Annotated in this window: 13 protein-coding genes; 5 read left to right on the top strand and 8 right to left on the bottom strand. The window is 32.8% G+C overall.

What is annotated here, in order from left to right; translation table 11 throughout:
• Positions 1 to 145: 145 nt before the first annotated feature.
• Positions 146 to 976 carry a glycosyltransferase family 2 protein gene (locus EJA19_RS06875; RefSeq protein ID WP_125467608.1) on the top strand — a complete coding sequence of 277 codons (831 nt, stop codon included), beginning with the start codon at positions 146 to 148 and terminating at the stop codon, positions 974 to 976.
• On the opposite strand, the gene EJA19_RS06870 is transcribed toward EJA19_RS06875, so the two are convergent.
• Together EJA19_RS06870 and EJA19_RS06865 are read right to left on the bottom strand one after the other, a co-directional pair.
• Entirely contained in the window at positions 973 to 2,034 is a 1,062-nt protein-coding gene (locus EJA19_RS06870; RefSeq protein WP_125467607.1) for a glycosyltransferase family 9 protein, read from the bottom strand. The genes EJA19_RS06875 and EJA19_RS06870 overlap by 4 nt on opposite strands.
• Positions 2,034 to 2,849: a 2,3,4,5-tetrahydropyridine-2,6-dicarboxylate N-succinyltransferase gene (locus tag EJA19_RS06865; protein WP_125467606.1), complete on the bottom strand. Its 816-nt coding sequence runs from the start codon at positions 2,847 to 2,849 to the stop codon at positions 2,034 to 2,036. The genes EJA19_RS06870 and EJA19_RS06865 overlap by 1 nt, the downstream gene beginning before the upstream one ends.
• Before the next feature lie 95 nt (positions 2,850 to 2,944).
• Between EJA19_RS06865 and ruvX the strand changes: the two genes are divergently transcribed.
• The 4 genes from ruvX to mazG all read left to right on the top strand — a co-directional run bounded on the left by ruvX (position 2,945) and on the right by mazG (position 5,368).
• Positions 2,945 to 3,355 (top strand): Holliday junction resolvase RuvX, encoded by a 411-nt coding sequence (gene ruvX, locus EJA19_RS06860; RefSeq protein WP_125467605.1) that lies wholly within the window; start codon positions 2,945 to 2,947, stop codon positions 3,353 to 3,355.
• Between the two features lie 82 nt (positions 3,356 to 3,437).
• On the top strand, positions 3,438 to 4,028 hold the full coding sequence (def, locus tag EJA19_RS06855; RefSeq protein WP_125467604.1) for a peptide deformylase: 591 nt from the start codon (positions 3,438 to 3,440) through the stop codon (positions 4,026 to 4,028).
• 52 nt (positions 4,029 to 4,080) lie between these two features.
• Positions 4,081 to 4,500, top strand: a complete 420-nt coding sequence (locus EJA19_RS06850) for a DUF5606 family protein (protein WP_125467603.1) — start codon at positions 4,081 to 4,083, stop codon at positions 4,498 to 4,500.
• A gap of 94 nt (positions 4,501 to 4,594) precedes the next feature.
• Positions 4,595 to 5,368, top strand: coding sequence for a nucleoside triphosphate pyrophosphohydrolase (gene mazG, locus EJA19_RS06845; protein WP_125467602.1), 774 nt, complete (start codon positions 4,595 to 4,597; stop codon positions 5,366 to 5,368).
• 218 nt (positions 5,369 to 5,586) lie between these two features.
• Here the strand turns inward: mazG and EJA19_RS06840 are convergent, their stop codons facing one another.
• From EJA19_RS06840 to EJA19_RS06815, 6 genes are all read right to left on the bottom strand, one after another.
• Entirely contained in the window at positions 5,587 to 7,509 is a 1,923-nt protein-coding gene (locus tag EJA19_RS06840) for a DUF349 domain-containing protein (protein ID WP_125467601.1), read from the bottom strand.
• A gap of 89 nt (positions 7,510 to 7,598) precedes the next feature.
• The gene (locus tag EJA19_RS06835; protein ID WP_125467600.1) at positions 7,599 to 8,333 is read right to left on the bottom strand and encodes a shikimate dehydrogenase family protein; all 735 of its coding nucleotides are present in this window, start codon (positions 8,331 to 8,333) and stop codon (positions 7,599 to 7,601) included.
• Positions 8,326 to 9,342 (bottom strand): DUF368 domain-containing protein, encoded by a 1,017-nt coding sequence (locus tag EJA19_RS06830; RefSeq protein ID WP_125467599.1) that lies wholly within the window; start codon positions 9,340 to 9,342, stop codon positions 8,326 to 8,328. Before EJA19_RS06830 ends, EJA19_RS06835 begins: the two co-directional genes overlap by 8 nt.
• Positions 9,343 to 9,347: 5 nt before the next feature.
• Complete coding sequence (locus EJA19_RS06825; protein ID WP_125467598.1) at positions 9,348 to 10,355, bottom strand: DUF368 domain-containing protein; 1,008 nt, start codon at positions 10,353 to 10,355, stop codon at positions 9,348 to 9,350.
• A 54-nt stretch (positions 10,356 to 10,409) separates the two neighbouring features.
• A complete protein-coding gene (locus EJA19_RS06820; protein WP_125467597.1) occupies positions 10,410 to 11,798 on the bottom strand; it encodes a tetratricopeptide repeat protein in 1,389 nt (462 codons plus the stop codon).
• 108 nt (positions 11,799 to 11,906) lie between these two features.
• Positions 11,907 to 13,118 carry an aspartate aminotransferase family protein gene (locus EJA19_RS06815; protein WP_125467596.1) on the bottom strand — a complete coding sequence of 404 codons (1,212 nt, stop codon included), beginning with the start codon at positions 13,116 to 13,118 and terminating at the stop codon, positions 11,907 to 11,909.
• Positions 13,119 to 13,121: the final 3 nt, after the last annotated feature.

The following is a 13,121-nucleotide window of genomic DNA, read 5'->3' as shown; positions in this document are numbered from 1 at the left end:
TTACAAAATAGTTTAATATACGTACATTTGCACTATAGAAGTCCGTATAAAAAGATAAATCTATAAAGAAAAATAAGGTTGTACGGCAAGTCGTTAAATACGAACGAAATAAAAACATACACACCTAGGAATTTATTTAAAAATTATGTCACAATACCCAAAAATAACCGTTATCATGGCTACTTATAATAAAGTAGATTGGTTAAGTAAAGTTTTAGAAGGATATAAATACCAAACGTATAATGATTTTGATATTATAGTAGCAGATGATGGTTCGACCGAAGAAACCAAAAATCTAATAGATAGCTTTAAAAAAGACTATCCCGTAAATATTACTCATTTGTGGCATGAAGACTTAGGATACAGAAGACAAACCATTTTAAATGAGGCGATTGTTAAAGCAAAAAATGACTATATTTTGTTTACCGATGGCGATTGTATTCCAAGGGCCGACTTTGTAGAAACACATGCCAAATTTGCCGAAAAAGGATACTTCCTGTCAGGCGGGTATTGTAAGTTGCCTATGAATACAAGTGAAGCCATTACTCCAGAAGACATAAAGAACCAAGACTGTTTTAAAGTAAACTGGCTAAAAACCAAAGGTGTTGTGAGTTCTAAAAATAAATTAAAGCTATCCGCAAAAGATGGGATAGCCAATTTTTTAGATGTAGTTACACCAACGGGAGCAACATTTAACAACTGTAATTCGTCGGCTTGGAAAAGCGATTTAATTGCCATTAATGGCTATGACGAGCGTATGCAATATGGTGGTCCAGATAGAGAGTTGGGTGAGCGCTTATTTAACAAAGGGATTAAGTCTAAACAAATACGATATAAAGCTATTTGTGTTCATCTAGACCATGCCAGAGGCTATAAAACCAAAGAGTCTTTAGATAGAAATTTAGCTATTAGAGCTGAGGTAAAAAAGAAAAAGAAAACCTGGACAGACTTTGGGATAAAGAAAAACCAAGATTAAAACTGCTTTAAAAACTTTTCTAATTTGGGTATAATTAACTCAGGAGGAAAAATATCATAAAGTGCAAAGACATCTTTTTTCATCTCTTTCATGGTTTTTCCATCGTAAAGTTCTGGTTTAATATCTTTTAAATGAATAGAAGCGTTTGTCTTGCCATCTTCAAAAAGACTCCAAGCGTCTTTTTTTATCCAAGGCGAAAAAATAGAAAATGTAGGAATATTTAATGCTTTAGCCATATTTATGGCGCCACCTTCATTGCCTATTAAAGCAGTACAATGATTTGTAATGGCTAAAAATTCACGTAGGCTTTTACCAAAAACATCAAAATAAATATGTTTTTTGGTTTCTGATGTGCAGAAATTATAAATTGTTTTTGCTTCGGTATATTGTTTTGGAATGTAGTTAAATAAGATTTGACCTTTAGTTTGCTCTACAATAAAATCGATAACCTTGGCCATATGTGGTAAGGGGTAGGTTTTTGTATTACCACTTCCTAAAACGCCAATCATAAAAACGGGTTGCGATAAATTAATCCCAGCATCGCTTAGTTGTTTTTGTGAATTAACAATTTCATCATTGGTTAAGTAAATTTTTGGCTTGACTATTTCTTTAGTTAATGCTTTAGAAATAGGGGCTAAAAGTTGCATTCTGTTTTCAATAGCTAAACCAGCATTGGTGTTAGCTTTGTCTTTGTTTTTAAACGTATGCGTATAAATTGATTTTGTATACCATTTATACTTAGAAATTTTTGTTTTTGCTCCGGAGAACGCTGTAATTAAATTACTGGAGGTTTTTGAGTACACATCAATAACAACATCGTATTGTTCTTTTTTAATGTGTTTTAAAAAATGCCAAAAAGCCCGTTTATTGTTTTCTATTTTAGGAGTAAAAAATTTAAAGTCATCAATAAACGGGTTATTTTCTACAACAGGAAATGTGTGCGAATTAATCAAGTAATGAAGCTCCGCTTTAGGGTACTTCTTCTTTATGGCTTCAAATAGAATACTACTTGTAAGCACATCGCCAATCATTTTTTGTTGTATGATAAGGATTTTCATTATACAGCTACATCATATTCACGTAAGGCATCGTTAAGTGATGTCTTTTTATTGGTGCTTTCTTTGCGTTTTCCAATAATTAAAGCACAAGGAACATTGTATTCGCCAGCAGGGAATTTTTTCGTGTAACTACCAGGAATAACTACCGATCTAGCAGGAACTAAACCTTTTGTTTCAACAGGTTTGTCACCTGTTACATCAATAATTTTTGTCGATGCAGTTAGCACAACATTGGCACCAAGTACAGCTTCTTTTTCAACGCGAACACCTTCAACAACAATGCAGCGTGAGCCAACAAATGCATTATCTTCAATAATTACTGGAGCTGCTTGTAAAGGTTCTAAAACGCCACCAATACCAACGCCACCAGAAAGATGGACGTTTTTACCAATTTGAGCGCAACTTCCTACAGTAGCCCAAGTATCTACCATAGTCCCTTCATCTACATAAGCACCAATATTAACATAGCTAGGCATCATAATAACACCTTTCGAAATATAAGCTCCATGACGTGCTACAGCATGTGGTACTACACGAATACCTTTTTCTTTATAACCAGTTTTTAAAGGTATTTTATCATGATATTCAAAAATACCAACTTCTAAAGTTTCCATTTGCTGGATAGGGAAGTATAAAACAACAGCTTTTTTTACCCATTCGTTTACCTGCCAACCATTTTCAGTTGGTTCGGCAACACGTAAATCACCAGAATCTAATAAGGAAACAACCTCACGTATGGTATTTATGGTTTTTTCTTCTTTAAGTAACGCTCTGTCATCCCAAGCGTTTTCTATAATTGATTTTAAGTTATTCATTTTAATTTGTATTTACGCTGCAAATATAAGTGTATAAACTTTTAATGTATAACATATCAAAGAACTTTAAACCAAGTTGTGTATTTTTGTAAAATATGGGAAGAATTTTAGCAATAGATTTTGGAGCCAAAAGAACAGGTATAGCTGTTACCGATGAATTACAAATTATAGCCTCTGGGTTAACAACTGTAAACACAAAGGAGTTGCTAGCGTTTTTAAAAGCCTATATTTCTAAAGAAGACGTTGAACTTTTTGTTGTTGGAGAGCCAAAACAGCTAAATAACCAAGCGTCGGAAAGCGAGGAATTAATTTTACCCTTTTTAAAAAAGCTTGAAGCTGAAATCCCTAGTATCCCTATAAAACGTGTTGATGAGCGATTTACGTCTAAAATGGCCTTTCAAACTATGATAGATAGTGGCTTGTCTAAAAAACAACGACGTAACAAAGCTTTAGTAGACGAAATTAGCGCGACTATTATTTTACAAAGCTATTTAGCAAGTAACTAACCTTGCTAATCTTTTAATTGTAAGTTAAAAGTGCTGTAAAACCTCCAAGGAATTGTATTTTTGCACTTGAAAAATAAAAACTATGATTTTACCAATTGTTGCTTACGGCGATCCAGTACTAAAAAAGAAAGCCAAAGATATTTCTAATGATTACCCAAAACTAGGTGAGTTGTTAGATAATATGTATGAAACCATGGAAGGCGCTTATGGTGTTGGATTAGCAGCACCTCAAATAGGATTGCCCATTAGAATTTTTGTAATTGATGCTGCACCGTTTGCCGAAGATGACGAATTGCCAGAAGAAGAGCAGGCCTTTTTAAAAACTTTTAGGAGAACGTTTATAAATGCCAAAATTACTGAAGAAGAAGGAGACGAGTGGGCATTTAACGAAGGTTGTTTAAGTATTCCAGATGTTAGAGAAGATGTGTTTAGAAAGCCCAAAATAACGATAGAATATTTTGATGAAAACTTTAACAAGCATGTTGAAACATTCGAAGGACTAGCGGCAAGAGTCATTCAACATGAATACGATCATATTGAAGGTGTTTTATTTACAGATAAACTATCAAGTTTAAAAAAGCGCTTAATAAAAGGTAAGCTTAATAATATTTCAAAAGGGAAGATAAACGTTGATTATAGAATGCGTTTTCCTAACCAAAAAAAGAGACGATAAATTTGGTGAACAATGCCAAACAAAGCATATTTGCACTTTTTAAAATAAACCTATGGGATTAGAAAAAGTTTTAGCCATATCAGGAAAACCAGGATTGTATAAATTAGTAGCACAAACAAGAACAGGATTTGTTGCAGAATCTTTGGTAGATAAAAGAAGAATTTCTGTTAACATTCACCAGAATGTTAGCTTACTAAGCGAAATAGCTATTTACACGTTAACAGAAGAGAAACCACTTCAAGATGTTTTTGCTTTAATAAAGGAGAAAGAAAATGGCGAACAAACAGCAATAGGTCATAAAGAAAGTAAGGATAAATTAGAAGAATATTTCTTCAATATTTTACCAGATTACGATGAAGACCGTGTGTATGCTAGTGATATTAAAAAAGTAATACAATGGTATAACTTACTTCAAAAACATGACTTGTTAGATTTTGAAGAAGAAGTTTCAACTTCAGATGAAGAAGAATAAAAATTAACCTCGAATGATTATTAAACACAAATAAAAATCTAGCCTAACGGCTGGATTTTTTTATTTTAAAAAGCAACTTACACAAAAAAACACAATGAATTCTAGAGCAGAGCAATTAAAAGGTTTTGAACGTTTGTTAAATATTATGGACGATTTACGAGAACAATGCCCTTGGGATAAAAAGCAAACTATGGAAACATTACGTCATTTAACCATAGAGGAAACCTACGAGTTAGGCGATGCTATTTTAGATAACGATTTAAATGAAGTGAAAAAGGAGTTAGGCGATATTTTATTACACATTGTGTTTTATTCTAAAATAGGTAGTGAAACCAACGACTTTGATATCGCTGACGTTTGTAATAGTATTTGTGATAAATTAATAGAAAGACACCCGCATATTTATGGCGATGTTACTGTAGAAAACGAAGAAGACGTTAAGCGAAATTGGGAAAATATTAAGTTAAAAGAAGGTAGAAAAAGTGTACTAGAAGGAGTGCCAAAAAGTTTGCCTGCTTTGGTAAAAGCAAACAGAATTCAAGATAAAGTAGCAGGCGTAGGTTTTGATTGGGAAGAACCTAATCAAGTCTGGGAAAAAGTAGAAGAGGAGCTAAACGAGTTTAAAGAAGAAGTGCAGAATGGCGATAAAAACGCTATGGAAAACGAGTTTGGAGATGTAATGTTTTCTTTGGTGAATTATGCTAGATTTTTAGGTATAAACCCCGAAAATGCTTTAGAAAGAACTAATAAGAAGTTTTCAAACAGATTTCAGTATTTAGAAACTAAATCTAAGGAAATAAACAAGTCTTTAAGCGACATGACCTTGAATGAAATGAATGTGTTTTGGGAGGAAGCGAAAAAAAAGTAATTTTTTTTTAAACTCTGTAATCCAAAAAAGAACTTTAATCGTATATATAATAAATGACGTTTAAAACACAGTGATTAATAGCTACATTTACTTCAAAAAATAAACGTCATTTTATAACATAAGTAGGTTATTTTAGTTGGGAAAAATAACTGTTTAGTTAGTTTAGTTAGGAACCTAAATCCTATTTGCTTTCGCAAATAGGATTTGGTTATTTTATACTAGTATAGTTTCTTAATTTTCTGAAGTTTTGTTTTCCATAAACTAAGTTCATCTTTATGTTTTTGAATGTTTTTATGAACATCTTTAACCAGAGGGTTGTCATCATCAACATTAGTGAAAAACTGGAGGTTGTTTTCTAATTGGGTGATTTCGCCTTTAATTTCCTTAATTTTCTTAGAAATAAACACTCTTTCATTATCAAGGTGTCTAGAGTCTTGATGGTTGTTTAGAACTTCTAATTTTTTATCAAATTTAATAAGCTCTGCTTCAGATGGGTTTAAGCCAAGTGTTTTAAAAAAACCATCTAGAGTTTTGTTTAACTCTTTTTCTATGTTGCGTTTATTTCTAGGAACATTACCTAAAGCTTTCCATTTTTCAACATAGTCTTTTATTACAGGTAAATCGGTTTCTTTATCGGCTACTTTTAAACCTTTAATTTCCTGTAGTAACTCTGATTTTTTATTGAAATTATCAAGCTCTTCTTCACTAGCTTTATTTCTTGAAGCGTGAAACTTGTCAAAATAATGATTACAAGCGGCTTTAAATTGTTTCCAGATTTTATCGCTATCTTTTCTAGGAACGTGACCTATTTTTTTCCAGTCGCTTTGTATTTTTTTCATTAAAGGCGTCGTAGTTTCAAAGTCTTCACTATCCTTGTTATCTTCAGCTATTTTAACGAGCTCTCGTTTCTTTTCAAGGTTTTTATATTGTTCCTTTTTAAGGTTTTTATAGAAGGCGTTTTTCTTTCTATTAAACGTTCTTACAACATCTTTAAATTTTGCCCATGTGGCTTCGTTAACTTTTATAGGTACTTTTCCTGCATTAAAAAAAGCTTCTCTTAAGGCTTCAACTTCTTTAATACTTTTTTGCCAACCATTGTGCGATGTTGCGCCGGTATCGCTTATCGCTTTAATATTGTCTATGATCTCTTGTTTTTTCTCAAGATTTTTCTCGTAAATTTTATCTAATTCATTAAAATAAACTTGTCTTTTATCATGAATTGCTTTGGTGGCATTTTTAAAACGTTGCCAAATATCTTCACGATATTCTTTGGCAACCGGACCTAATTCTTCTTTCCACATTTTATGTAATACCTGTAATTCTCTAAAGGCATGGTTTACGTCTTCTTCTTGAGCTAAAGCCTCAGCGTGTTCTATGATTTTTATTTTCTTCTCCAGATTATGTTTAAAGTCTAAATCGCGTAAATCTCTATTTAGATGAAGGAAGTCGTAAAAATTTTCGACATGATGATGGTAAGTATTCCACGTATTGTTGTATTTGTCTCTAGGGATTGGTCCAGCATTTCGCCAGCGATCTTGTAAGTCCTTAAAGTGTTTGTATGTGGTATTAATATTTTCCTCAACATTAAGCAAGCCCTTTATTTCCTCTATAATTTCTTGGCGTTCTGCTAAGTTTTCTTTTAAGTTTTTTTGTAAATTATTATAATGCGAATTACGTTTTTCTTTGTAATGGTTATAGGCTTCGTTAAAGCGTTTTTGTAATGGATTGGAGTAATCGAAGTCTATTTCGTTGCCGCCATTTTCTAAAAATTCTTCTTTCTTTTCTTCAACAAGGGTATTAAAGTGTGATTTGAATTCTTTTCTAATTTCATACACGTGTTGTTTAATGGCTTGAATTTTCTCGTTTTTAACAAGCTTTTCTAATTCGTCAACCAATTCTTCTAACGACATTTTTTCGTACGCTTTCATTTCAATAGAATCGTTAGACTGTTCGTCTTCTGCATCTTTAGCGTTAGATTCATCTATTTCTGAAATAGCTTTGTCATCATCATTCGAAACATCATCAGCTTGTGGTTCTTGTGGTGTTTCGGCTGTAGTGTCTACCTCGTTTTCTGGTGTGATGGTTGTTTTATTGTTTTCTTCTCCTTCTGCTTGTGGCAGGTTATCTTTCTCTGTTGACATCTAAAAAATGTTAAGGTTCTTAAAATAGCTTGTGCGTTAAAGATAGTAACAACTTTATTACAAACAAAACCTTTAAAATAAAACCCGTTTTATTTGTTCCAAATACTCCAAGCTTTATCTGCTTGTAGTTGTAGCATTTTTAATCCATTAATTGTAGTGGCCCCTTTTTTACGCCCTAATGTTAAAAATTTTGTTTCTTCTGGATTGTATATTAAATCGTATAAAATATGCGTTTTTGTAATGGCGTCATAAGGTATTTTGGGGCAGTCTTGTACATTGGGGAATGTGCCTAATGGCGTACAATTTATAATAATTTGGTAGTCGCTAACAAGTTCTTTTGTTAAAGCATTATAAGTGAAAAAGCCTTTTTTAGAAGGTTTTCTAGAAACAAACACGTAGTCTATATTTAGTTTTTTTAATGCTTGTGCGATGGCTTTACTAGCGCCTCCTGTTCCTAAAATTAATGCTCTTTTGTGATGTGGTTTTAACAACGGTTTTAAAGATTTTTTAAATCCGTAGTAATCGGTATTATAGCCTTTTAAGTTTCCTTTTGATGTGATTTTTATAGTGTTTACAGCGCCAATTTTTTTTGCTTTTTTGTCAAGTTTATCTAAAAAAGGGATGATAGCTTCTTTGTAGGGAATGGTAACATTTAAGCCTTTAATTCCTTCGGTATTGGTTATTATAGCTGGGAAGTTTTCAATGCTATCAATATCGAAATTCTCATAAGACGCTTGAATAGTTTCCTTTTTAAACTTTTTATTGAAGTAGTTTTTAGAGAATGAGTAAGCAATATTTTTACCTATAAGTCCAAATTTATCCATTGATTTTTCTGGTTTTTTGCCCATAAATTTCTAAGGCCAAGACAATAAGAATACCAAAAATAACAAAACCGATAGCTGTAAAGGTTTCGGTAGATAGTTCTGGAACATAACGTTGGTAGTTTTCGATAATTTTTTTGCCTGCAGAATCTAAAATGAAACTATCATTATTCATTTTATAAATTGTTTTTTTCCAAGGCCAAACCACGCCTAAAGAACCTACGATAAATCCAATTATAGATGCTGTTGTAATATTTTTGTAATGTTTTAAAATGTAATTTAAAATATGGGAAAAAGTTACTAATCCAATTACAGAGCCAGCAGTAAAAACACCTAAAACCTTGAGCATTTTAACACGTTCGGGGTCTTTTAAGAATGCCCAATTACCTTGAACTAAATCGGAAATACTATCGTAAAGCGCATTTACCGAATCGACTAATAACAAGACGTAATTTCCTAAAAGGATAAGGATAAATGAGCCGGAAAACCCAGGGAGTGTCATTCCGGAAACGCTAATTATGCCACAAAATAGTACAAACCAAAGGTTGTCATTTTCTTTTGCAGGGTCTAAAAAACTAATGCTTATGCCTAGAATAGTTCCTATTACAAGTGCTGCATACGTTTTAAAGTTCCATGCTTTAAAATCTTTACTAATGTAATATATCGAGCCTATAATCATGCCAAAAAACACACTCCAAACATAGAGTTGATAATGTTCTATAAGATAGTCTAGTATTTTAGAAACACTAAAATAGCTTATCATCATACCTATAAATAGTAATGTTAAAAAACGGCCGTTTATATATTGAAAACAAACTTTAAACCTTCCATTTATTAGGAGCTTAAAAGCTTTACCATTTATTTTTTGAAGCGAGTAAATAAATTCTTCATAAAAACCTGCCACGAAGGCCACTACACCACCAGAAACACCAGGTACTTTATTAGCAGCTCCCATGCCTAACCCTTTAAGGATTAGGAAAATTTTATCTCTAAATGTTCGTGTACTTTGCATGCAAGTTATTTTTTTGAGCCTATTTTTTCAAGAGCTAAGATAGTAACAAAACCTAAAATCATTAAGCCAACAGCTGTTATGGTGTGTGCATCAATATTACCATTCATATTTGAAAATGTTGTTGGCAAAACACTTTTTTCGGCAACCACTTTATAGGTGTCAAAATTATGTGTTTGCTGCTGAAATAGGCTTAAGGTATTTAAAGGGGTTAAATCGTTTAAAGGCATCATGTTCCCTGTAGCTTTTTCCATAACAGTTTCTGTAATTTTCCAAGGCCATATTTTGTTTAATGACCCAACAATAAAGCCTGTTAGAAGCGCCATTGTTAAGTTGTAATAATGTTTAAACAACCATTTTAAAATTTTACTAAAACTCAATAAGCCAACAACAGCACCAAAAGCAAAAATAGCTAATCGCTTAAAGTCCCAATCGTTTATTGCATCGCTTAGTGTTTTATAAGCCCCTAAAACAACTAATATAAAAGAGCCAGATATGCCGGGTAAAATCATGGCGCAAATAGCTATGGCACCAGCAAAAAACAGAAAAAAATTACTGTTGTTACTTGCTAAAGAAGGTAGCGTAGAAATATAATATGCAAATGCAGTTCCTGCTAATAGAGCTATTGTTGTTAAAAGACTCCAAGTATTGACTTGCTTTCCTACATAATAGATACTTGCAATAATAAGTCCAAAAAAGAACGACCAAATAAGAATAGGATGATACTCGATTAAATATTTGGCTACTCGCATAAACGATACAAAACTTATAATAATACCGCTTAACAAAGCAAGTAAAAAGTTGCCATTTAATTCTTTCCAAAACGTATTAAACCCTTCTTTTCTAAGTGTGGTGATAAGTTTAGGTTTAATATTACTAATGGTGGTGATTAACTCTTGGTAAATTCCAGCTATAAGAGCAATTGTGCCGCCAGAAACGCCAGGAACAGCATCGGCAGCTCCCATGGCCATACCTTTTAAAGATATAAAGAGGTAATCAGAAAAATGTCTTCCCATAGTTAGGTTTTAATCTAACGTCAAAGGTAGCTATTTTTAAGTAGATGCGATAGGTTAAGATGTGGCTTTTAATAAGTTTTTAACTTGAGGTTTGTTTACAACCTTTGGGAAAAGTTCTTCTAGAATAAAGGCATATTCATGATTATGAGTTAAAGCATTTTTTAAATGATATTGGCCTTTATCATTTTCATGTGTGGTATAGTATAGTCCAGATAAGCGGTATTCTATTTCAGCATTTTCTGGGTAAAACTCTGAGGCTTGTAAAAGACTTTGAATTGCTGCATTAGGTTCGCCTAGACGTAAAAGTATATCGGCTCTTAACAGCCATGTATCTAGTTCGTAATTACCAAGTTCTAAAGCTTTTTTATAGCCGCGTTCTGCTTCTTCTAAAAAATTAAGTCTATGGTTTATTTTGGCATAATGCTTCCAGTATACCACATTGTCACCATCAATGTTAATGGCTTTATTTATGTAATAAAGCGCTTTTTGATAATTTTGTTGCTTGGTGTAGAATTTGGTAATAGCTATCCAACCTTTATCTAATAAAGGATCTTCGTGAATAGTCTTTTTATAATATTGCACCGCTAAGTCTTTCTCTCCTAATTTTTCATGACAAAACCCAATCCTTAAAAGTGCAAATGATGTTGGGTCATCTAGATTTAAACTTAAAACATAGCATTCTAGGGCTTCTTTGTAGTTTTTAAGTTTTTCTAAAACTTTACCTTTTTCTAGATAAGCACCAATAAAACGATCATCAGAAATTATGGCAAAATCAAAAGCTGTTAAGGCTTTTTTGTAATCTTTAACAGAAAAATATTGTTTTCCTAATTGATGCCAAGCAACTTCACAATATGGATTGCTATCTAAATATGTTGTAAGGTATTCAATAGCTTCTTTATGTTGGTCAAGGAAATCAAAACAGTACATAATATTATATAATGCAGAGTAATCATGCATGTCTGTTTCTAGGCATTTCATAAAAAAGTATTTGGCTTCTTCAAACTCGTCTAGAAAAAGATGTTCCATGCCAATTAAAGAATAAATATCGGCTACATCATCGGTTAATTCTAAGGCCTTTTTTAGAGCTTTTATAGCTTTAGAGTGATTGTCTAATTTAGAAAGTATACTCGCTTTTTGAATATATATTTCTTCGTTTAAAGGCTCTAATTCATGAAGTTCATTTAGAAGTTCATCGGCCAGATTTAATTTGTCTTCAAAAATATAAACTTCAACTCTAAAAAGCTTAAGGTTGGTTGAGGTAGGGTGTTGTTCTAGTCCTAATTTAATCGCTTTTTTAGCTAGAGCTACTTTTCCTTGTGATAAGTAGTGGTGGACTATGTTTTCGAATTCTCCAGAGTCAAAAAACAAAACATGATTTGTTTTTAACATTGATTCGAATTTGGTAAGTGGTAAATTGTTGTCTTCGTTAGGATTTAACTCCATAAGCACACGTTATATATTTACATGAATAAATGTAGGGTACTATTTGCCTTGTTTTGTTTAGATGAGGTAAATGTTTTCAACAGATTAATCAACAATGATTGTTTTGTTTTATTTAAGTTGCTGAAATTTAGTGGATTGAGTGTTGTTTATTTCATTTAAAACATCAATAATAATTTGACAGCCTGTTATAATTTCTTTTCTAGATATGGTTAGTGGTGGCGTTATACGTATGGCTTTGGGTTCGAATTGCAACCAAAACAAAATAAGCCCTAGCTCTTTACATCGTAATATAACCCGGTTGGTTATTTCGCTAGAAGGTGTTATGGCAGCAAGCATTAGGCCTTTTCCACGAATTTCTTTTATTAAAGGGTGTTTTAAATGTTCTCGAAAAATGGTTTCTTTTGTTAAGGTTTCAGATATTAGGTTACTTTCTATAACCTCTTTAAGTGTAGCTAAGGCAGCGGCGGCAATAACAGGGTGTCCGCCAAATGTTGTAATATGTCCAAGTTCTGGGTTGCTGGTTAAATAATCCATATGCTTACTCGATGCAGTAAATGCACCAATTGGCATACCGCCACCAAGACCTTTACCCATAACTAAAATATCGGGTGTACATTGGTAATGTTCAAACCCAAAAAGTTTTCCTGTTCTACCAATACCAGGTTGTATTTCGTCTAAAATTAATAAAGCACCAACTTTGTTACATTGTTCTTTTACTTTTTTTAAAAAGTCATTTTTTGGAACAATAAATCCTGCGCCGCCTTGAATAGTTTCAAGAATAACACAAGCTGTTTTCTGGGTGATTTTTAAAATATCGTCTTCACAATTAAAGTTGATAAACTTCGTGCCTGGAATAAGTGGCCTAAAAGCTTGTTTGCGTTCTTCAATTCCCATAACACTCATAGCTCCCATAGTATTGCCATGGTAGGCATTTTTTGCAGCAATAACTTCGTGTCTTCCAGTAACGCGTTTAGCCAATTTTATGGCGCCTTCAACAGCCTCGGTTCCCGAATTTGTTAAATAGGTTTTATTGAGAGAATGGGGTAAATGTTGGGCTAAAAATTTTGATAAAGCAACCGCTGGTTCTTGCGCATATTCGCCATAAACCATAACATGTAAGTACTTGTCAATTTGTGCTTTAATAGCAGCAACAACCTTCGGATGAGTGTGACCAAGTGTGCAAGCCGAAACACCTGCGACAAAATCTAAATGGGCGTTGTTATTAGTGTCGTAAATATAAGATCCTTCGGCATGAGAAACTTCCATGGCTAAAGGATGTGTAGAGGTTTGTGCTTGGTATTTTAAGAAATCTGAAATCAATAT

The organism is Mangrovimonas spongiae (assembly GCF_003944795.1).
Lineage (GTDB): Bacteria > Bacteroidota > Bacteroidia > Flavobacteriales > Flavobacteriaceae > Mangrovimonas > Mangrovimonas spongiae.
The sequence above is the reverse complement of the archived record's forward strand: the minus strand, read 5'-3'. Positions and strand labels throughout refer to the sequence as shown.